Raw genomic sequence first — 21903 nt, forward strand, 5'->3', positions numbered from 1 at the left:
CGATGAGCCCCCTCGCCCAACAAGCGCCTGCCGCGCCGAAGGTATCCGTCGCCTGCGCTTGGTATAACCGCGCAGATTATATTCAAGATACTATCGACAGCCTCCTCGCCCAGAATTTTGACAGCTTCGAAGTCGTCGTCGTCAACGATGGCAGCTCGGACGTGCGGGTTGCAGAAATCCTGGATGGGTATGACGATCCGCGTCTCCGCGTCATCCACCAGGGTAACCAAGGCTTCACAAGAGCCATAGCCCGGGCTGTCAGCGAGGCGCGTGGTGCGTTCATCGCCGTGCAGGGCTCAGGCGATCTTTCGCTTCCCGGCCGCCTCGCCAAGCAGGCAGCCCATCTCGATGCGCATCCGGACCAGATCGGCGTCGCCAGCTTCCGCGAGAATGTCGTCATTGGCGGCGATCGTGACGGTCAGCGCACAATCGGACGACCGGAAAAGTCTGTGATCGACCGGAATACGCTGCTCGATCATATCGGCAGTCCGCTGAACCATGGTGAAGTTATGTTTCGGCGCGACGTCTATCAGGTTGCCGGTGGCTATCGTCCCGTATTTCATCTGGCCCAGGACATGGATCTTTGGCTGCGGATGACGCGATTTGGTGTATTTGGAGTTGTCGAAGAGGTTCTGTACCAGCGGCGCGTGTTCGACGATGGCGTCAAGGGCCGCGTCGACAAGACCCTCGCTCAGACCAAGTATTCGCAGATGGCCAAGTCGTGTGCGCGGGAGTTTGACCGGAACGGGGCGGATATCGTCGATCTTTTCGGTCTCGAAGCCCCGCTCTTTCGTGGCGCGGATGCCCTCGCCGCAAAAGCGACAGCCAAAGCGGCGCTCAAATATCTGCGCAATGGCCTGCCAGACGAGGCGCGTGTTCTGGCCGCACTCGCTTGGCGAGAGAGACCGGGCCCGCTCCCGGCTCTAGCCATGCTGCTGTCGGCGACGCACGGGATGCCCGGATCGGCTTGGCTGGTCGGCTTGCTGCCGATCCAGGACGACAGCGAGACACGTCCACTGCTTCCCAAAGCCAGCAAACCAGCACAACGCCAATCGGCTGACATCGCATGAGGCCGGAAGTCCCGGCTGATCGCCGGCGCATCCTGATGCTCATGTCGGGTACCGAGGGCTATGGTGTTCGCCGCGTCTGGGAAGGCCTGATCCGCGGTTTCGCCGAGCGGGGCTGCACCATCACCATAGCGCTCCTCGACCAAACCGTTGCCGAGACCTGGCGCAGGGAGGCGCCGGCGGCTGCGATCTTTGCAGCGCCCAAGCAATTCCGGGCGGAGTTCAAGAGCGGAGGTCTGGCCAAGCTGGGGGGGCTCGTGCGGCGCAGCGTCCAGCAGGTAAAGCTGTCGAGCTGGCTGAGGGGGATCATACGACGCCAGAATATCGGGAGCGTCATCGTCCAGAGCCCGCTCGATGTCACTCTCGCAGGACTCGGCGCGCTTAATACCGGCGCGCGTGTATTCTGGATGATGCCAAATGCGATCAGCGACGGATATCCCCTCGATTTGAACCGCAGGATCTACCGCCTGGCCTTTCATCGGCTGGGCGTCATGCCGCTCGCGAACTCCGCCTATACGGACGCGACGCTCGGCGATGGCGACTTTCCCCGTCGTGTCGTTCACCTCGGCACCAATCTCGATCAGTTCCGGCCGGATGCCCAGACTTCGATCAGGAGAGCGGATCTGGGGATTCCGGAGCAGGCGCCGCTTCTCGGCCTCTTTGCGCGGCTACTGCCCGAGAAGGGCCAGAGCATCTTGATAGAGGCCTTGGCAGAAGCCGATCCCACTATTCATGTCATGATCTGCGGTGGGCCGCTCGAAAGCGAATATGCGCGCGCTATGATCGCCCGCGCTGGAGAACTCAGCCTGACTGGCCGGATCCACTGGCTCGGACCGAAGGCCGACATCGTGCCTTACTATGCGTTGGCTGATGTCGTGCTCAATACGCGGGTGGACCCTGAGCCCTTCGGAATGTCGATCATCGAGAGCATGGCTATGCAGCGACCCGTGCTTGCACATCGCGCTGGGGGTCCTCAGGAAACGATTATAGATGGCACGACCGGATGGCTGGTCGACGCTCCGACGAAACAGGCGTTCGCAGCAGGCTTGGCCCGCATGATGGCGGATCGTTATCGTTGGCCGGAAATGGGTCGGGCTGCCAGAGCCCATGTGGAGACCCACTTCTCGGAGGGGGCTATGCTCGACCGGCTCGAAAACGCGATGGGCCTATCTGCCTCGACCAAGCCGTAGACTGACATTTATCAAGCGACGACCTCGCGGGGCATGTCGCGCTTCGTGATGACGTCAACCCCATCGAGAATTCCCGTTGCGGCGACCGCAGGGGTAAAGCCCGCCATATGGCCGATGCAGGCGCGTGCGGTGGCCTCTGGATCGGCGAAGGTACTCACCGCCAGCAACATCCGGTCCGCGAGCGCGGCGGTGTCGCCCCATGGATGGGCGAAGCCCGTCACGCCGTCGACAACCAATTCGGGCACACAGCCGCAGCGTTCAGACACGACAACCGGGCACCCAAAGGAAAGAGCCTCGTTGACGACCAGCCCCCAAGGCTCGCTCAGGCTCGGCAGCACCAGTGCGGTTGCCTTTTGATATTCCTCGGTGAGGTCTTGATCAAACTTGGAGCCGGCAAATTCGACCATTTCGGCGATGCCGAGCCGCTCCGCCTCCGCGCGGAGCGCGCTCTCTTCAGGGCCCTTCCCCACGATTGCCAGCCTGGCTTTCGGGAGCGTCTTGCACGAGATGGCGAACGCCTTGAGCAAGGTGTCTAGGCTCTTTTCAGCCGCGAGACGGCCGACATAGAGAAACCGCGGCACCTCGGCCTTCGCCATTGCGGCGACGCGGGCGTTGAGCGCCCCTTCAGGCGTGTAGTCGCGCGGCAGCGCGGCGGCCTGGCGGCGCTGGAAGATCCGCTCCTTCGGAACGCCGTGATAGATCAGATATTCCCGGCTGCGCTCGCCATAGCAGAACACCCCACTGCACATCGAAAAGAACAGCCGTTTTGCGGCACTCTTCAGGCCGGACTGAGGGTTATCGTTCAAGGTCGAATCGCAGAAGACAGCGAACCTTTTGCCGCGCAGCTTCAGCGTCAGGGCCTGCAGCCAATATTCCGGCCGCTCGAACCCGGCAAGGATCACCAGGTCCGCATGCGACTTGAAGGTCATGCTGATCAGCTTGCGGAAGAGCTCGACGCGCGGCACGGCCGCATAGTTGCCTTGGAAAAGCACGTCGTAGTCGTAATCGTGCCAAGCCCTGTCTACGGGCGACAGCACCGCCCGATCGGCCGCCGTCTCGGCGATCTGATGGACGAACACGTCGATGTCACGGGCGGCGGACAGGCGATGAAGCGCTGAAAACACGCCGGCCTTGTAGCGGGACCACAAGAGATTGTGCCAGATGACGAGCTTCATAGCGTCCTGTTCTGCATTGAGATATCGGGCCTGGGCTAAGCCTTTCGGTGCACTGGCACGATTCTGAACAACTCATCGGCCAAGCCGGCAGCCGAAGTCACCCCATGCTTTGCAGAATGCCCGGCTGAAGGCAATACCGCGATGCAATAAGTTGCGTCACCAAATGTTGCACCGCAAGCAAGGCTCGACCGCGATGGCCCCAGCATGGCATAAAGCGTTGGAAAGCACGCCCTCGATGGCATGATCTGGAGTCGGGACATACCGAATCCAGGCATAAAATGACCCTCGTATGGACGACCTTTTGAGCCCCCTTGGCGCGATGCCGGGGGCTTGCCGAGGGCGCGCCTCTGCCGAAACGGCATCGTATTTGCTGCGCTGCGGGATCGGTCTTAACATCCGATACAGACGCATGAAGAGAGTAGGCCGATGACCGAGAAGATTATGGCGGAGACCTCCCCCGACGCCGCCGCCATCGACCCGCTGACACATCGTTATCAGGACCTCTCCCGCTTTCGCCTTGAAGCAGGCTTCCGCGGGCGCTCCGCCTTGGTCACCCAGCTCTGGTGGCTGGTCCAGGCGCTGCTCTTCAACCCTTCTCCGCAATTTCTTTACGGCTGGCGCCGCCTCCTTCTTCGCGTCTTCGGCGCAAAAATCGGTGATCGGGTTCTGATCCGCCCCTCGGTCCGCGTCACCTATCCATGGCGACTTGAGATCGGCGATAGCTCTTGGATCGGCGACAATGTTGAGCTCTATACCCTCGGCCGCATTACGATCGGAGCCGATGCCGTCGTTTCGCAACGGAGCTATCTGTGCACAGGCTGGCACGACCGAGCCGACCCGAGCTTCGCCATGCGCACTGCGCCGGTCGTCGTTCAGGATCAGGCGTGGGTGGCGGCAGACGTCTTTGTCGCTCCCGGCGTCACCATCGGCCGCGGCGCGGTGGTGGGGGTCCGATCATTGGTTCTGAAGGACATCCCGCCCGGAATGGAAGCCAACGGCAATCCGGCGAAAATCCGAGGACCGCGACCGACGACCGCCTGAGTCAGCAGGCCGATAGGCAAAGACAAGTTGCTCACAGCGGCTCGATGGACAGGATGGACCTGTATGGCTCCGCTCCGCGGCAATCGGGCAACCAGCCCCGCGTGGTGATCGGAGCCTCGCACTTACGACTTTCCACCGTGAAGCTCGCCCGCGCCTTGAACATGCGACAGGCTGACTTGTCCTGACCACGGATTGGGGCTCCGATGCCCAATCAGGTCACGCATGTTGAATTAGAGCCCAACTCCGAAGCAACCTCGCCGCTCCGGGCTTCACTCCCCTGCTGCAGCTGAATCTCTTCAGATACGACGGCGTGGTAACGATGCGCCGCGGTGAGCCGCCGACAGAGGCCCAGCGGGCAGAGGCCTGGTCGGCAAGGGAACATCGCGCCGCACAAGCGCGCGCTGAAGCCCTGGATCGAGCGTTGCCTGTTGTGGCTCGGCGGTCTTGCGCCCTCGATAGTACAAAAGCGCCCCTACTCCGACGATATCGGCAATCCACAACGGCTTGAGGCCATTGCGCAGCGGATAGGCAAAGAGCTGAATCAGACCGAGGAGGATTAGAAATCCGCAAGCGAGCCCTATATATTGATTTCTCTTGAGTACATTCTTGTAAATTCTGATGGATATCCAAAAGAACAGAACGAATGCCAACAGAAAGACAATTCCAAAATTATAGAGTTCCACATAGCCAGAATACGGCACATAACGGGTTATGCGCACCTGGCTGACCCGGCTGATGCTCTGGAAATTATCAATGACGGAGGGCAGAGGAGAAAAACTGAGAATCTTGTAAAGCAGCGGGTAGACGGGTTCGCCGACCAGGCTCTCGGCCACGACGAAGATGCCCTCAGTCAAGTTGAGCATCAGCGACGACGCCGTATCGAGCAGGTCACTCCCGACCGCCCTCACAAAAGCATCAAAGATCGTACTGATCCCATGGGTGCCGGAACCGCGGCCGGCTAGCGCAGACGTCAATGAAAAGACCGCCAGCACCGCGCTCAGTGAACGCAGAAAGAGATGTGTCCTCCGTCCGACGACCGAAAGCACGACGAAGAACGCAACGGGCGGCAGCAGCGCAACTCTTTGGTGGGCACCAATATAATAAAACGTCCCCATTAAAGCGACTACGCCGAAGAATATCCCCCACGCCGTTCTTGACAGCGAGATATTGATAGCCGCGAGGACTGCCGCAAGGATAGCGGCGAACGGCATCAGACTGAGGAGAAAACCTACCCCCGAGACCGTTACCACATCGTTCGGCCGGGTCATCAGGAGATAAACCGAATTTGACCAGACGATCGACCAGTCGAGAATTAATACCATGATGAATACATAGATCACCATGAAAACGCCGAAACCAAAATTCACCGCAGGAAGCAGCCGATCGATCTGTCGAACGTCGATTTGCTGCGCCGCGAATTTGGTCGATTGATGTGTCCGCATGTCCTTGGCGAATATGGCCATTACTGCAGACGAGATCGCAAAATATACAGAAATAACAGGCATAAAGTAAGTTATATATCCACCGCGCGTATAATATTGCAGAAATGGATATTCAAGGATCTCCCACTTCACAGCGATCAAAGAGATCTGCGCAACGAACAGATAGACTACCGCGAGCGTCGGGAAGGGTGCGAATCCAAAGCGAGACACAGAGAGCGAGATGTACGCGATCTGGATCGCGAGCAGCACCATGACGACGGCTGTTTCCAAGACATCTTCCTGTCGCGTTGGGCGTCCAGCTGGCTGCCGGACTTGGCGCTTATTTTCGCATGGGCGGCTAGCCGTTGAAACCCTTCGATCAACGTGAACCGACTTGATATCCATCCCGATCGGACGTCGGCACGCCGGTCTTGATCCGCAATGCGCCCTGCCCATCCACCCATAAATGGTGATCGCCAAGCACCAGGTGGCCTCCGTCCCAACCCCCGGAGCCAAGCGTGCGGACATTGTCGGAGGCCACTGGCGCGTTACCGTGATAGATGCGGGCAAGCGATATAGCGCAAGCGGGAGACAGGCCATTAGGCCGGACGACCACGCGCCAGCCTGCCGCGCTACCCGACTCCGGAAAGACAAAAGGAATTCGCATCCGGCGCCATTCCGTGTCGACGCGGATCCTTCGGCGCAGCGCCAGGACGCGGGTGTCGCGATGAACGATCGAGACGGTAAAGATCGAGGGTGCGCTGTTGTCCATCGATCTGACGTCGAGATCGAGCCAACTGGCGCGGCCACTCATGACCGAATCAAGTTCTTCGTCGAGCACGGGTTTGGGTCTGCCCCCGACTGGAACGGAGTCGCCAGCAGTGCCTTCGCTTGCCGCGCTACCCGTCGCGGCTGACAATTCGACGAAGTGATCTCGTCCGCGATCGATGCTCAGCAAAGGTATGAAACCGAAATCATCACTGCTTGATGGATGCAAAAGAGCCGACCTCGCACCGGGCATCATCGACATCGGATCGAGCGTAACGCCAACGGCGCGGTTCGAAATATCACGCGAGAACGGGATCGAGAACGAACCGAGGTCGACAGTCCACTTCGGGTCGGAGGGACCGGTCAGCCCGCTGTACCCCGGTGGCGAGACGAACTCGCAAAGATAGGTGTGAATGCCGCCGCCGAAATAATTGCGCGTGCACTCAAGCGCGTTCACCAAGGGTGTGAAGCTCTTGATGACCGGCGACGTCATCTTGGACACACCGTCGAAGCGGTTCTCTCGAAGGACGATACCGCGGGCAAACGCTTTCTTGTCGATCCAAGCCTCGGCCGGTTTGCGAGCGGGACGATCCGCGTTGCCGTCGATGTCAGGGGCGATAAGGATCCTGGGCTGGTCGGGCGAGAGATTCTCGTTTCCGAATTTGTTCTGCGCGATCACGATGCCCGCGCCCGAGTTCACATCCATGACACTCGGCACGATCCAGATATCGGCGGCCCGGATGTGCTTCCTGAACGCCAGGAAATCGTTCTTCATGATGTTGACCGAGCCACCCAGCCGAGGGCCGAGCTTCAGGTGGTAGGCATTGAGCAGGAAGGAGCAATCCTCGATCGTGACTGAATCGAGATACCCGCCCCAGGCGATTCCAATCGTGCCGCCGGCGACCGATCCAAAGAAGAAGCAGGTTCGAACCTTGAGATAAGGATGGTCGGTCGCGTTGTTCCCGATTGCACAGACCGAGTAGTCGGCGAAATTGCAATCCTCGAAAACGTGCGAGCCGGTAACGTTCTGGCCGCTGTTGGTATACGTGACGGCGCCCCGTCCGCCGACGAAATTGAGATTGGAGACGCGGGAATTCAGGATGACGCCGCTCGCCGTCAGGAAGTAGATATCGCCGTCGATCTGGATCGTTGAGGATCCAGGGCTGCCTGACAGAACAACATTGCCGCCGTTCTGGACCAGGCCTGCCCCCGAATAGCGGTAGCGGCCTGGCGGGAAGAACAGGGGCATCCCCGTCTCGATGAGATTGATGATGCCCTTGGCCGCCGGATACCGCGTTTGGGTACAGTAGGCATGGGCCGCCTCGATCGCTCCAGTATCATCCGCAACGCCGTCGCCCACAGCTCCGAACATACGGACATTCGGCTCGAGTTCGGAAACCCGCCAGCGGGCGCCATCAGCGGAGACCAGGTGGCCTTCGGTCTCCGCTCGGACATAACGGGCCGCTCCGCCATCCGCCGGACGATGATAGCCGGCGGTCTGGAACCAGGCGAGGTCGGGAGGCAGATTGATAGACTTCAGCGAGGCTGCCGTATCGATGACGGGCATGCTGCGGACATTCCCGCCCTCATCCAGCCCGACTAGAGCGGCCAGCGTGGCAGTCGGCTTGTCGGACAGCTTTGCCATATCAGGTGTTGCCTTTCGGGATTGTGAAGGCTCGCCAGCGGAGCCGGATGTCCAGCGCTAGCAGATCAACCATCGATATCGTCAAAGGGCACGCCGTGCTCGTCCGTGAGGACCATGCCATGTTCATCGACGAGAAAGTCTGATCCCAACATGGCGGCCGAGACGGGCCCCGGCGTTAATCCAGAGAGGACCGAAAGAGCAGCTATGCCGATGCCGGCCAAGGCTGCGCGGCGGGTCGGACCGAGGCTCTCGACTTCATGGCCTGCTGGACCGATCACGCGTGGGTCCTTTCCAGTCATGTCGCTCCTTCGGAACCGTCGCCCGCCCGCTTGGGCCAGAAACCCGCCCGGGCATTCTCTCCTGAGATCCCCAGAAAGGCGGCAATTCTGAGACTTTGCCCGCTCCAAGGCGCGGCATATTCGTGGTCAGTCCGTATTGCATACCGCGGGAAGCCGTCTCGCCAACAAGACAGATTTCTCGGCGGCGGGGCGCCCGAAGACCCATCCGCTCGCCGAGTCTTTGCCCGCCTGCCCGGCTACTCCGCAGCGGCCTCGAGAACTTCACCGTGATCATCGGCGCCGCGGCCGACAGAAGTGTAGCTGAAGCCGTGCCGCGCCATGTCCTCGCGACTATAGACATTGCGTAGGTCGACCATCACCGGAGCGGTCATCGCCTCCTTCAGGCGTCCGAAATCCAGAGCCCGGAATTGATCCCACTCGGTGATCAGCACGAGTGCATCCGCACCCGCCGCCGCCTCGTAGGGGCTTGCCGCATAGGAAACTCGCTCGTCGAGCAGCGGCTTCGCCGCCTCCATTCCAACCGGGTCATGCGCAACGATCCTTGCGCCCGCATCCTGCAGGGCCTGGATGATCGACAGCGACGGCGCCTCGCGCATGTCGTCCGTACGCGGCTTGAAGGTCAGCCCGAGAACCGCGATCACCTTGCCACGGACGTCACCGCCGCAGGCCTGGACAACCTTGCGCGCCATCGCCCGCTTGCGCTGGTCGTTGATCGCGACCGTCGTCTCGATTAGCCGGATGGCACTTCCGTGGTCCTGCGCCGTCTTGACCAGCGCCAGCGTATCCTTCGGGAAGCAGGAGCCGCCATAGCCGGGCCCCGCATGCAGGAATTTCGAGCCGATCCGGTTGTCCAGCCCGATGCCACGCGACACGGCCTGCACATCCGCCCCTACCTGCTCGCAGAGATCCGCGATCTCGTTGATGAAGGTAATCTTCATCGCCAGGAACGCGTTCGCCGCATATTTGATCAGTTCCGAGGAACGGCGCGAGGTGAAGACGATCGGCGAGTAGTTGAGATAGAGCGGACGGTAAACCTCGACCATCGGCTCGCGCGCCCGCTCGTCCTCGATCCCGACCACGATCCGATCCGGCTTCTTGAAGTCGGCGATCGCCGCGCCCTCGCGGAGGAATTCAGGATTTGAAACAACCGCGACATCCGCCTCGGGATTGGTCTCGCGAATGATCCGCTCGACCTCGTCGCCTGTCCCGACTGGAACTGTCGACTTCGTCACGACAACGGTGAAACCCTTCATCGCCAGCGCGATCTCGCGCGCCGCCGCGTATACATACGACAGGTCCGCATGTCCGTCGCCGCGACGCGACGGCGTGCCGACAGCAATGAAGACCATGTCCGCATCTGCAACCGGCTCGACGAGATCCGTCGTGAACGAAAGGCGTCCAGCCGCGACGTTCTCCGCTACAATCCCGTCGAGACCCGGCTCGTAAATCGGAATTTCGCCCCGCTTCAAAGCCTCGATCTTGCCGGCAGCCTTGTCGATGCAAACGACGCTATGCCCGAAATCGGCAAAGCAAGCCCCCGAAACCAGCCCGACATATCCGGACCCGATCATCGCTATCTTCACGACCGTTCAACCTCTCTTCACATCCGGGATCGCCGTGAGCCCGACTGCGCGGCTCGACGGCATGCCGTATTTGGCCCCGATCGCATTCAGCCTAATTTTGATCGGAAACAGTGCAATGCACAAGAGCATACCGCATCGCAAAAATAAACGCCCGTTCGTCTGCTCATCGATTGAGGCGCCGACGCTAGAGTAAAGGGTAGGCGATCTCAAGTCCGCCAAACCGCTAGGTCCGCCTCGTCAAAATAGCGAAAGCGCAAGCCCAGGCGGCAAGAGCCGAGAGCAAACAGCCCGCCGAAACGCACAGGATCGTCAGCCGCTGCGTCTGGTTCGGACAACCAGCGCATGATGCGGATAAGCCAGACCGAACAATCGGACGAAATAGTTTGCTCAGCGCGCATTTTGGCGATCAGGATCGATTTGATTGCAGAATTTTCAAAGAGACCGCTAACGCTCCGACGGGTTTCGCTCGAAAGACAAGAACAGGTTCGCGCAACCTATCATCATGATCTAAAGCCAATTATACGGCATTAAATCAACGAGCGATAAGTCTTGAGCCATTCTTCAGCGATCGCCCTCGGCGAGTAGCTTTCATCAGCAAGATGTTTGGCATTCGAGGACATTTTTCGCCAAGCTGGTTCATCAAGGGCGATCGCCTTGCGCAGGGCAGATGCGATCTCGTCGGGCGACCAACCGCTGGGTATTGCGCTGCCAGTGGCAAATCCAATCGGCAGATTGCATTCGTTGGACATGATGGTGGGCACGGATGCCGCCCACGCCTCGATGATTGCCATGGGCAGGCCTTCGCTGAAGGATGGCAGGACCAGAAAACGGGCGCTCTGCAGGAATTCTTCCTTCGCCTCTCCGAAGAGCGGCCCCACGAAATCGATCGAAGGGTCAGCGGCATCAGCAATATCGGCTCGGAGACTCGCCACGTGGTCGTCGTCGCCCCAGCCCGCGATTTTGAGGACGAAGTTCTCGATACCAGGCTCCCCGCGCAGGGCGGACCAGGCCTTTACGAGCCCGCCGACATTCTTCTTGGGATGAATGCGGCCGAGATAGATGAACGCCTTCCGCGCTGCTGTCGGCTGGGCGTCACCCTCGGGCGACTTGACGCTGTTGGCGATCACCTTGATGTCGGCGCGAGGCGCGGCTTTGGCAATGTCGAGACGCTCGGCCTCGGTCAGCGCATGGAAGAGACGAGCTCGTTTCCAGCTCTTGTTTTCATAGACCGCCTTCGCCACCGCCTTCTTTGCTCGACCGCGCGACAGGATCCAGGGATCCAGCATGCCATGAGGCGAAATCACATAGGGTCGGCCCGAAGCGGAAGCCCAGCGCTCGCCAGCCATCGAAGGATACATCCAGATGCCATGGAGATGCAGGAGGTCGAGACGCTCACGGCGAAGAGCGCCCAGCATCGCGGGGGCATAGCCAAATATCGTCGGCCCTTTTATCGGCGAGGTGACAACCTTGATCCCTTGCAGACGCCACGCATCCTCGGCTGTGAACTCGTCCTCAAGGCCAAAGACGACAGGTTCGATTTCGCCTGTCGCCAGCATCGCCTTTGCGTGGTGCAGCACGGCCTCATAGACACCACCGCCGGCCCGCGATACCCGCGCGGTCAGAAGTCCGAGGCGTATTTTCGAAGTCATGCCTTAGTCTCTGTGATCAGCGCCGGCGCACGTCTCGTGTGGCGCGAAACGGCCAGTCGCTCTGCATTTCTAACCGGCCTTCGAGACGATCGCCTCGCACCGACGGCTTGCTCCGCACCATCGACGTTGCACCGCAACATACTAGCATTGACCAGGCCCTGGAACGCAAGCGCCCGGCACTGAACAATGCGACGTGGAGGAGAGAACGCGCGACTGACGCTCGGCGCTGCCCGCCTGGACCGCTCGGTGTCAGATGGCGGTCCGGAGCGTCGCCGCATAGTCGGCACGCAGCCGATCCTGCTTCGCCCGGACCATGCCGGGGATCAGGAAGATATCGACGAGGATCCAGACAAGGCCGACGAGAATGAAATAGCTGAGGATCTGCAGGACGGCACTGGCCGGCCGGCCGAGATAGAACCGATGCGCCGACACGAACCACAGAAAGAACCAGAAGAGATATGCGACGACGATATTGGGCCCGTTATTCGCGACGCGCGCCTCGATCAGCAGCTGCTGCTCGGTCGAGGGGCTCATAGCTCCACGACCTTGCCAGCCTGAAGCGTGATGCGGCGGTCCATGCGCTCGGCGAGTTCCATGTTGTGCGTGACGATCAGCGCCGCGAGACCCGAGGCCCGCACAAGCGCGGAGAGCGCGTCGAACACATAATGGGCGGTCGTCGGGTCGAGATTGCCGGTCGGCTCGTCGGCCAGCAGAAGCCGCGGCGCATTGGCGACGGCGCGCGCGATGGCGACGCGCTGCTGCTCGCCGCCCGAAAGCTCCGACGGCCGATGCTGCATGCGCTCGCCGAGCCGCATATAGGATAGCAACTCCTTCGCCCGCTTGGCGGCCTCGGCTTTGGAGAGGCCGCGGATGAGCTGCGGCATCATCACATTCTCGAGCGCTGTGAATTCGGGCAGGAGATGATGGAACTGATAGACGAAGCCAATCTTCATGCGACGGATCGAGGTCCGCTCGGCGTCGCTGGCAACGCTCACCGGTACCTCGTCGATCAGCACCTCGCCCTTGTCGGGCTTCTCGAGCAGCCCCGCGATATGCAGCAGCGTCGACTTGCCGGCTCCCGACGGGGCGGCCAGCGCGACCAGTTCTCCCGGCGCGACAGTGAGTTCGGCGCCGTCGAGAATGCTGAGCCGGCCGGTACCCTCGCGATAATGCCGCTCAATGCCTTTGAGGCGCAGGACCGGCGGCGGGGCCGAGCGACGCTCGATGCGCCGATCCGTGGTGGTCGTTGGCTGGCTCATTCGTATCGCAATGCCTCAACGGGATCGAGCCGGGCGGCGCGCCAGGCGGGATAGATGGTGGCGAGATAGGAGAGGATGAGCGCCATCAGCACGATACTGGTGACCTCGGTGCCGTCCATCTTCGCCGGCAAGCGCGAGAGGAAATAGAGTTCTGGCGAGAAGATTTCGGTCCGCGTCAGCCAGGACACGAATTGCCGGATCGATTCGACATTCCAGCAGACGATTGTACCGAGAATGACCCCGAACAACGTGCCGAAGGTGCCGATTGCCGCGCCGGTTATGAAGAAGACGCGCAGGATCGCGCCGCGCGTCGCGCCCATCGTTCGGAGAATCGCGATGTCATGCCCCTTGTCCTTCACCAGCATGGTGAGGCCGGAGATGATGTTGAGCGCAGCGACGAGGACAATCAGGGTCAGGATCATGAACATCATGTTCCGCTCGACCTCGAGGGCCGAGAAGAACGTCATGTTGCGCTCTCGCCAGTCCGTCACCAGAACTGGGCGACCCGCGGCCGTCTCGATCGCCGATCTGAGCGCGCCGGATTGCTCGGGATCATCGAGATAGATCTCGATCGCCGTCGCCTTGTCGTCCTGGTTGAAATAGAGCTGCGCCTCGGAAAAGGGCATGAACACGAAGGACGAGTCGTATTCCGACATGCCGATCTCGAAAATGGCATTGATCGGATAGGCCTTCACCCGCGGCGTCACGCCCATCGGCGTCACCGCGCCGCGCGGCGAGACCAGCGTGATCTTGTCGCCGATCGTAAGGCCAAGCGCGGTCGCGAGCCGCGTACCGATCGCGACCCCTCCGGCGGTATCGAAATTGTCGAGCGTTCCCTGCCGGATATTGGACGACATGCCCGGCAAGCTGGGTAGATCCTGAGCGCGCACGCCGCGTACCAGCGCGCCGCTCGAATTGCTAGCGCCAGAAGCGAGCACCTGCCCTTCGACGAAGGGAATCGCGGCTTTCACGCCCTTGACCATCGCGATGCGACTGGCGACATCGGCGAAATCCGTGAACGGCGTATCCGTCGGCTGCACGATCATGTGACCGTTGACGCCGAGAATCTTGCCGATCAGCTCGCCGCGAAAGCCGTTCATCACGGCCATCACGATAATCAATGTCGCGACACCGAGCATGATGCCGATGAACGAAAAGCCGGCAATGATCGAGATGAACGTTTCGCGTCGGCGGGCGCGCAAATAACGCCCCGCGAGCATCCATTCAAACGGTGAAAACGGCCTCGTGCCTGTCGGCTCCGCCATCTAAGTCCTGTCCCGAGAGGCGCGGGGATCGCGCCTTGCAGCCGACTACGGCAGGTCGCGGTCAGCCCGCGACAAGCCGATTCACCGCAGCGTCGAGTGTAAGCGTTTCACGCTCGCCCGTCGCGCGCCGTTTCAGCTCGACCTCGCCATTCGCAAGCCCCTTCGGACCGACGATCAGCTGCCAGGGCAGTCCGATCAGGTCCATGGTCGCGAACTTGACTCCGGCCCTGCCATCGACATCATCGTAAAGGACTTCGATTCCGGCATTCATGAGGCGCTGGTAGAGGCCATCGCATGCGGCGTCCGTATTGGCGTCGCCGACCTTGAGATTGATGAGGCCGACCTGGTAGGGCGCGATGCTCGAAGGCCAGATGATGCCGGCGTCGTCGTGGCTCGCCTCGATAACGGCGGCCACGAGCCGCGATACGCCGATGCCATAGGAGCCCATATGGACGTCATGGTCGGCGCCATCCGGCCCGGTCACCTTGGCGCCGAGCGGCGTCGAGTATTTGGTGCCGAAATAGAAGACCTGGCCGACCTCGATACCGCGCGCCTCAAGCCGACGCTCTTCCGGAATCGCCTCGAACGCCGCCTTGTCGTGCATCTCCTCGGTCGCCGCATATTTGGTCGTCCATGCGGACACGATCGGCGTCAGGTCGCCCGAAAAATCCGTATCGGCGCCGGGAATGGGCGAATCGAGCGCTTCCTTGTCGAGAAACACCGCGCTTTCGCCCGTGGCGGCCAGCACGATGAACTCGTGGGTCGCGTCGCCGCCAATCGGCCCCGAATCGGCGCGCATGGGGATCGCCTTGACGCCGAGCCGGTCGAAGGTACGCAGATAGGCGACGAACATGCGGTTATAGGCGCGCCGCGCCGACGGCTCGTCGATGTCGAAGGAATAGGCATCCTTCATCAGGAATTCGCGGCCGCGCATCACGCCGAAGCGGGGGCGGACCTCGTCGCGAAACTTCCACTGGATGTGGTAGAGATTGAGCGGCAATTCCTTGTAGGAGCGCACATAGCTGCGGAAGATGTCGGTGATCATCTCCTCATTGGTCGGCCCATAGAGCATCTCGCGCTCGTGCCGGTCCTTGATGCGCAGCATCTCCTTGCCATAGTCGTCGTAGCGTCCGCTTTCCCGCCAAAGGTCCGCCGACTGCAGCGTCGGCATCAACACCTCGATCGCGCCGGCTCGGTTCTGCTCTTCCCGCACGATGCGCTCGATATTGGCGAGCACGCGTTTTCCGAGCGGCAGCCAGGAATAGATGCCTGCCGCCTGCTGGCGAATGAGACCGGCGCGCAGCATCAGCCGGTGGGAGACGATGTCCGCCTCCTTGGGGGTGTCGCGCAGCGTAGGCAGGAAGGACCGGGAAAGGCGCATCAGGAAAAGGCTCCGGGCGAGTCGAACGGGCGACATCAAGCCATAAACGGTGGCGATTACAAGGAGAACCGGCTCTGCCCGTCAGCAAAATGACCAGGAATGCAGCAGGCTCCGAGGCTTCCCGCGTTGCACTGGAATGAAGGCGCCGCACCATCCTTGAGAACCGATTGCTAAGGTCAGCCATGTTGTCGCAAAAAAAGTGGGCGACGGCTGCACAAATTGATGACAAGCCCCTCGGCATTGGATAACGTCCCGGACCATAAGAAAGGGATCGGCAAATATAAGCACGGTCCCACCAACAGGCATCGCGGTCTAAGTCTTGGGAGGAAGCTCCCCTTCTGGCGCGCCGTAAGGCTGCAGCCGCCGGGTTCGAATAATCAATTCGAATGCCCTCGGGCACAATGCCCGGCACGGAAGGGGTAGAACGCGAACTATACAAAGCAAGGCTCGCAAGAGCCTTGCTTTTTTTATTGTCCGGAGCTTGACCGATCAACTTGCACTATCCTTAAGACTTGCTTGCAAGAGTTCGCATGCGCACCGGATCGACGAGGTAACTTCTGGTTGCATCGAGCCTTTCCGTCGGCCGGCCTTGCGCCCGCGCGCCCTGACGGAGGGCGATCCGCACGCCGGTTCCATTCGAGGCAATGGTTGCTGAATATCTAGTCTTTGCAGCCTCTTCCCGCCATTCCATCCTGTTGCACGAGACCGTGCAGCTGGGAACTTCCGACACATGACGGGCAATCGCTTCCATCTCGGATGGTTCACGACCTTCGGCGTCGATGAATGGAACGATCCGTTCGCGTCCGGCGGCGAGCCCTGGGATGGCAAATTTTACGTTGAGATGGCCAAGGCCCTCGAGCGCGCCTGCTTCGACTACATCATGTTCGAAGACACGCTGATGCTGCCCGAGGCCTGGGGCGGCACGACGGAAGCCTATCTGAAGAACGCGATCATGGTGCCGAAACACGATCCGTTGCCACTGGCGGCGCTGATCTCGGCCGCCACGCAGCATCTCGGCGTCGTCACGACCATGTCGACACTCGCTTATCCGCCCTTCCTGCTGGCCCGCCTCGCCGCCACGATGGACCACATATCCGGCGGCCGGTTCGGCTGGAACATCGTGACATCAGGCGAAGATACGGCGGCCCAGAATTTCGGCCTGGAGAAGCTGCCGCCGCGCGAGCTTCGCTATGACATGGCCGACGAATACATGCAGCTCGTTGGCCAGCTCTTCGGCTCATGGGACCCCGACGCCATCGTCATGGACCGCGAGACCGACACCTATGCCGATTTCAGCAAGGTGCGGCCAATCCATTTCAAGGGGCAGTATTTTTCCTCGCGCGGACCGCTGAACACAGCGCCGATGCCGCAGGGACGCCCCGCCTATGTCCAGGCCGGCGGCTCGCCAAAGGGCCGGGCCTTCGCGGCGAAATACGCCGATTCGATCATTGCCACCGCGAACGGCATCGAGGGCATGAAGGCCTATCGTGATGACGTTCGCGCCCGCGCGGCGGCAATCGGGCGCAATCCCGACGAAATCAAGATCCTGTTCCTCGCCGCGCCGATCCTTGCGGACACGGTCGAGGAAGCGCGCGCCCGGACGGACCGGGCGGTGAACTCGCCCGAGTTCGTCGAGCGCGCCTTGGCGCTGTTCGGCTCCTTCACCGATATCGATTTCTCGATCTATGACCTCGACAAGCCATTGCCCGAGAAACTGGTCACCAATGGCGAGCAGGGTTCGCTCGACAAGTTCCAGCAATTGGGCTCCGGCAAGACGCTGCGCCAGCTCGCCATCGATGGCGGCATGTCCGGTTCGATCGAACTGATCGGCACGTCCAACACGGTGGCCGAACGGATGGGCGAGGTGATGGACGCCGTCGGCGGCGACGGCTTCCTGATCACGGCCCCGTTCCACCGCATCAACCGCCGCTACATCAATGAAGTCACGGAGGGTCTCGTCCCCGCCTTGCAGCGGCGAGGACTGGTGCGGACCGCCTATACGCAGCCGACGCTGCGCACGACGCTCAAGGAATTCTGAAAGCCGCCGCTTGCAGAGAAGCGGCCGCCTTCCCTAGACGTCACGGAAACGGAAGGTGGGCACGCCCGCAACGAACGCACGCCCCTGAAACACGGTTCCGGACAGCGGATAACGGGCCAACTGCTCGTCCGAACGGCCATCGCGCAGGCTGGTGACGAATAGCGTCTTGCCGTCAGCGCCGCCGAAGCAAGGCATGGTCGGCGACGCCGGAACATCAAAGCTCTCGATCAGCCTGCCATCCGGGGCGTAGCGGTTGAGCTTCTGCGCCGAGATGCCGGAGCTCCAGTAATTACCCTCCATATCGGTCGCGCCGCCGTCAGGCCGACCCATGGCGTCGTTCGGCTCCGCGATCCGCGTCCGCTCCGAAATCGCGCCTGTCGCCGGATCGAAACGCCAGCGATCGATCCACGGTCCGCGCGTATCGGTATGGAACATCGTCGTGCCGTCGGCGGTCCAGGCGAGCCCGTTGGAGGCCTTGATACCTTCGACCTTAGTCTCAGCGTTTCCTGAGAAATCGATCCGGTAGAGCACGGCGGCCGCAGCGCGATCGGCCGCTTCGTTGATGCCGCCCACCCAGAAGGCGCCGTCCGGACCGACCTTGCCATCGTTGAGCCGCACCGAAGGCGTGTCGGCACCGACGGAGACCAATGGCTCGCTCTTCCCCGTCGCAGGATCGAACAGCACCACACTATGCTTCAGCGCCACGACGAAACGACCGCTCTCGCAAAGCCCATAGGAAGCCACGAGCTCCGGAAAGCGCCAGATATGCTCCTCTCCGGTCTTGAGGTCGACACCGTGGATCTCGCCCTCCGGAATGTTGCAGAAGAGAATCCGGTCGTTGCGGTCATCGTAAACAGGCGTTTCAGCCAGACGGTGAAGCGTCGGGATGAGCGGGCTGAGGCTGAGTTCGTGCATGGGGGAAGCCTTTTCTGCTGTTCGGACGGGCAACTGGACGCGTCAGTCCGATGCCCTCGCGGCGAGGAGAGCGGGCTGTATCTGCGGCATCATCCATCGCGCAAGTTGTCGTGCCGCGCTGAGACTCATGTGGTGATCATCGAACAGAATGACGGACCCGTCATGCACCAGCGAACACTGGGTTTCGTTTTTGCAGAAGAGGTCTTGCGGGAATACAATCTCTTGCCCCGGCGCGAAGGCCCTGCGGAACGCATCTTCCTCGATCCCGGAATAGATGAAGTCAGGCTGGCGTCCCGAAGCCAGGGTGCTCGGCGCATCCACGCGCGCATTCGGCATCGGGCCGATAACGATTACAGTCTTCTGCAACGCGCGCAGCTTGGCCACCACATCCGCCACCCCGGCTACGATCTCAGGCGACATGTAGCGCGCGCTGACGATGACAGTGTCGATCGTCGGCGTCTTGCCGAGATAGTCGAGCAGCATGGCATTTTGCGTCGCGCATTGTGGGCGCTCGGCGCGCATCAATCCGAGCATCGGTGGGCAACTGGAATAGGTAGCTTCGATCAGGGGCAGGCCGGCCTCGGCCAGAGCATAAGCGATCTCCACGCCATGGCTGTCGCTCCAGAGCATGACATGCGGCGTCCCGTTGCCAAGCCGGCACAGCTTATCGGCCGGTCGCAGGCCACCGGATACGTGGCAGCGCCCACGATCCGGGCTGATATCGCCGCGAGAATTGTCATAGGCGACGATCTGGGGCGAGAAACGGCTCGGCCATCCATTGGTCGTGTGAATGCCATAGGCCATGACGGCCAACGCCGCAGCAACAACGCCGCTGCCGATAACGAGCGGCCTCGATCCGACCCGTCCGCGGTCGCGAAAGGGTGTCTCGATGAAGCGCCACGACACGATCGCGATCACCACAGACACGACGACGATAGCCACCCGGCCGGCGAGCGTGTCGAGAAGGAGGCTGTCGCGGGCAAATACGATCAGCGGCCAGTGCCACAGATATAGCGAAAATGAGATGAGGCCGATGAAGACCATCGGCCGAAGCGACAGCAGTCTGCCGACCAGCGTGCCGTCGCCGAACTGAAGGATGAGCATGGAACCGAGCACCGGCAGGATCGCCCGCCAGCCCGGGAACGGCATGGAATCGGTGAAAAGGAAAATAGCGACAAGGATGAGCAGCAGGCCCAATGCCGCCAACAGGTCGGAAAGCAGTCTATTGCGCAGGGAATTGAAGATACCCGTCGCCAGCAACGCGCCGCCGAGCAGCTCCCAGGCACGGGTCGGGAGCAGGTAAAAGGCCGCAGCCGGCTTCGACGGCGTCAGATAGATGCACAGCGCCAGCGATATCAGGACACCAGCGCCAAAGATCGCCGGCGCTTGGCGACGGCAAAATCGATACACCAGGAAGATTACTACCGGCGCGAAGATGTAGAACTGTTCCTCGACGCCGAGAGACCAGGTGTGCAGCAGCGGCTTCGCGTCGGCTGCAGCCGAGAAATAGCCCGAACTCAGATAGAAGACGATATTGGCATAGAAGAAGAGTGCGCCGATGGCTTCTCTCGGCAGGGTCTTCAGTTCGCTCGGCAGCAGATACAGTGGCGCCGCGCAGAGAACGAACAGCAGCATGGCCAAAAAAGCCGGCGCGATGCGCCTGATACGACGCTCATAGAAGCCGGCAATGCTGAAACGGTGGCTTTCGACATCACGGATAAGGATGGCGCTGATCAGATAACCACTGATCACGAAGAAGACGTCGACACCGACGAAACCACCCGAAAACCCGGCGATTCCGGCATGGAATAGAACGACTGGAACAATCGCGACCGCTCTGAGGCCATCAATATCAGAACGGTACTTGATGGCCATCGGCACAATTCCCAAAAACAATGATTGCAAACAGCCAATACTAAACCGAACTGAACCAATAGTTTAGCAGACAGTATTGTCGGGATGTTCGCACATGCAGCATAGGCCGGTCAAGCTGACGCCTCCGACCTTACCCGTTCCGACACCGTCAGCAACCGCGCATGCGGAGCAGTTCCGGCCTCAGGCGCACGAGCGATTGACCCGCGATAACCGCGTGGCACACTATCGCCAGATGTTGAGGGTGCCCCATGAAAACCGATCCGGTTGAGCCGGGTGATCTCGCGCGATCTGTCATCAGTGTTCCGCCACTGCCGCGCTCGGCCGGCGGATCATTGTCCGTAACAGAGACTGCCCGCCTCATCGACTGGCTGATGGCTGGCGGCGTTTCGACATTCCTGTTCGGCGGCAATGCCAATCTTTACAATATGGGCGTGCGTGAGTTCAGCGCGCTGCTCGATCTCTTGGAACAGGTCACCCCTGACGAAGGCTGGACGATCCCCTCGATCGGCGCCGATTACGGCAAGGCGAGCGACCAGATCGATGTCTTGCGCGAGCGCGACTTTCCGACCGCGATGCTGCTTCCGGCCAGCACCGCGACGACGCCAACCGGTGTCGCGACAGGGCTGCGCCGTCTCGCCGACCGCTATGGGCGGCCGCTCATCGCCTATGTCCGGGCCGAGTGCTATCTCGCACCGCGCGATCTCGCCGCACTCATCGAGGATGGCGCCGTCTGGGCGTTGAAATACGCGGTCGTCCACGCCGATCCGGCCGTCGATGCGACGCTCGCCGCCATGCTCGACGCTGTCGGCTCGGCCGAACGGATCGTCAGCGGCATCGGCGAACGGCCGGTGATCGCCCATCTCGAGGGATTCGGCCTTGCCGGCTTCACCTCTGGATCGGTGTGCATCGCCCCTCACCTCTCAACGGCGATCCTGCATGCCCTGAAAGGCGGCGACAGCCGCGCCGCGGCCGAGCTTCGGGCGCATTTCCTGCCGCTCGAGGATCTGCGCGATGCCTATTCGCCGATCCGCGTGCTGCACGAGGCCGTGCGCCTCGCCGACATCGCAGAAACCGGACCGCTGGCGCCGTTTCTCGCCAATATCGACGACGCCTCGACCCTCGCCGAGATCGAAACGGCTGCAAGACACCTCCGCGCCACCAGCCGGCGAGAAAACGGCTGATAGACGCGGCCATCCATTGCAGCGCACAAAGTTTATCCAAGCTCATCTTGCAGATGCACAGAGAAAAAACGGCGCCGCAATAGAAACGGCCGCCGGACGCCGAGTTGATCATACGAATAACGCTTTCGAATACCCGGCTGAACCGGGAACG

General features: G+C 61.2%; 17 protein-coding genes. 5 read left to right on the top strand and 12 right to left on the bottom strand.

Translation table 11 applies throughout. From position 1 onward, the window contains the following. Window positions 1-2 precede the first annotated feature (2 nt). On the top strand, window positions 3-1070 hold the full coding sequence (locus tag LB518_RS16380; RefSeq protein WP_224578594.1) for a glycosyltransferase family 2 protein: 1068 nt from the start codon (window positions 3-5) through the stop codon (window positions 1068-1070). Window positions 1071-1324: 254 nt separating this feature from the next. Then, window positions 1325-2257: a glycosyltransferase family 4 protein gene (locus LB518_RS16385; RefSeq protein ID WP_224578595.1), complete on the top strand. Its 933-nt coding sequence runs from the start codon at window positions 1325-1327 to the stop codon at window positions 2255-2257. Between the two features lie 11 nt (window positions 2258-2268). Here the strand turns inward: LB518_RS16385 and LB518_RS16390 are convergent, their stop codons facing one another. Next, window positions 2269-3432, bottom strand: a complete 1164-nt coding sequence (locus LB518_RS16390) for a glycosyltransferase (RefSeq protein WP_224578596.1) — start codon at window positions 3430-3432, stop codon at window positions 2269-2271. 426 nt (window positions 3433-3858) lie between these two features. Between LB518_RS16390 and LB518_RS16395 the strand changes: the two genes are divergently transcribed. Then, window positions 3859-4473 (top strand): putative colanic acid biosynthesis acetyltransferase, encoded by a 615-nt coding sequence (locus LB518_RS16395; RefSeq protein WP_286198732.1) that lies wholly within the window; start codon window positions 3859-3861, stop codon window positions 4471-4473. Window positions 4474-4769: 296 nt separating this feature from the next. On the opposite strand, the gene LB518_RS16400 is transcribed toward LB518_RS16395, so the two are convergent. From LB518_RS16400 to proS, 9 genes are all read right to left on the bottom strand, one after another. Then, window positions 4770-6185 (bottom strand): hypothetical protein, encoded by a 1416-nt coding sequence (locus LB518_RS16400; protein ID WP_224578597.1) that lies wholly within the window; start codon window positions 6183-6185, stop codon window positions 4770-4772. Between the two features lie 88 nt (window positions 6186-6273). Continuing rightward, entirely contained in the window at window positions 6274-8307 is a 2034-nt protein-coding gene (locus tag LB518_RS16405; RefSeq protein WP_224578598.1) for a glycosyl hydrolase family 28-related protein, read from the bottom strand. 65 nt (window positions 8308-8372) lie between these two features. Continuing rightward, on the bottom strand, window positions 8373-8606 hold the full coding sequence (locus LB518_RS16410; protein ID WP_224578599.1) for a hypothetical protein: 234 nt from the start codon (window positions 8604-8606) through the stop codon (window positions 8373-8375). Window positions 8607-8842: 236 nt separating this feature from the next. Continuing rightward, window positions 8843-10189, bottom strand: a complete 1347-nt coding sequence (locus LB518_RS16415) for a UDP-glucose dehydrogenase family protein (RefSeq protein ID WP_224578600.1) — start codon at window positions 10187-10189, stop codon at window positions 8843-8845. 527 nt (window positions 10190-10716) lie between these two features. Continuing rightward, window positions 10717-11838, bottom strand: a complete 1122-nt coding sequence (locus LB518_RS16420) for a glycosyltransferase (protein ID WP_224578601.1) — start codon at window positions 11836-11838, stop codon at window positions 10717-10719. A gap of 249 nt (window positions 11839-12087) precedes the next feature. Next, entirely contained in the window at window positions 12088-12372 is a 285-nt protein-coding gene (locus tag LB518_RS16425; RefSeq protein ID WP_224578602.1) for a TM2 domain-containing protein, read from the bottom strand. Continuing rightward, window positions 12369-13097, bottom strand: a complete 729-nt coding sequence (locus tag LB518_RS16430) for an ABC transporter ATP-binding protein (protein ID WP_224578603.1) — start codon at window positions 13095-13097, stop codon at window positions 12369-12371. Before LB518_RS16430 ends, LB518_RS16425 begins: the two co-directional genes overlap by 4 nt. After that, complete coding sequence (locus LB518_RS16435) at window positions 13094-14362, bottom strand: lipoprotein-releasing ABC transporter permease subunit (RefSeq protein WP_224578604.1); 1269 nt, start codon at window positions 14360-14362, stop codon at window positions 13094-13096. Before LB518_RS16435 ends, LB518_RS16430 begins: the two co-directional genes overlap by 4 nt. 61 nt (window positions 14363-14423) lie before the next feature. Next, window positions 14424-15743, bottom strand: a complete 1320-nt coding sequence (gene proS, locus LB518_RS16440; RefSeq protein ID WP_224578605.1) for a proline--tRNA ligase — start codon at window positions 15741-15743, stop codon at window positions 14424-14426. 730 nt (window positions 15744-16473) lie between these two features. On the opposite strand from proS, the gene LB518_RS16445 reads away from it, so the two are divergent. After that, the gene (locus LB518_RS16445; RefSeq protein ID WP_224578606.1) at window positions 16474-17781 is read left to right on the top strand and encodes an NtaA/DmoA family FMN-dependent monooxygenase; all 1308 of its coding nucleotides are present in this window, start codon (window positions 16474-16476) and stop codon (window positions 17779-17781) included. Between the two features lie 33 nt (window positions 17782-17814). On the opposite strand, the gene LB518_RS16450 is transcribed toward LB518_RS16445, so the two are convergent. Further along, the gene (locus tag LB518_RS16450) at window positions 17815-18696 is read right to left on the bottom strand and encodes an SMP-30/gluconolactonase/LRE family protein (RefSeq protein WP_224578607.1); all 882 of its coding nucleotides are present in this window, start codon (window positions 18694-18696) and stop codon (window positions 17815-17817) included. A gap of 42 nt (window positions 18697-18738) precedes the next feature. Then, complete coding sequence (locus LB518_RS16455; RefSeq protein ID WP_224578608.1) at window positions 18739-20571, bottom strand: acyltransferase family protein; 1833 nt, start codon at window positions 20569-20571, stop codon at window positions 18739-18741. A 248-nt stretch (window positions 20572-20819) separates the two neighbouring features. Between LB518_RS16455 and LB518_RS16460 the strand changes: the two genes are divergently transcribed. Further along, window positions 20820-21752 (top strand): dihydrodipicolinate synthase family protein, encoded by a 933-nt coding sequence (locus LB518_RS16460; protein WP_224578609.1) that lies wholly within the window; start codon window positions 20820-20822, stop codon window positions 21750-21752. Window positions 21753-21903 lie beyond the last annotated feature (151 nt).

Source organism: Mesorhizobium sp. BR1-1-16 (assembly GCF_020165495.1).
Lineage (GTDB): Bacteria > Pseudomonadota > Alphaproteobacteria > Rhizobiales > Kaistiaceae > Kaistia.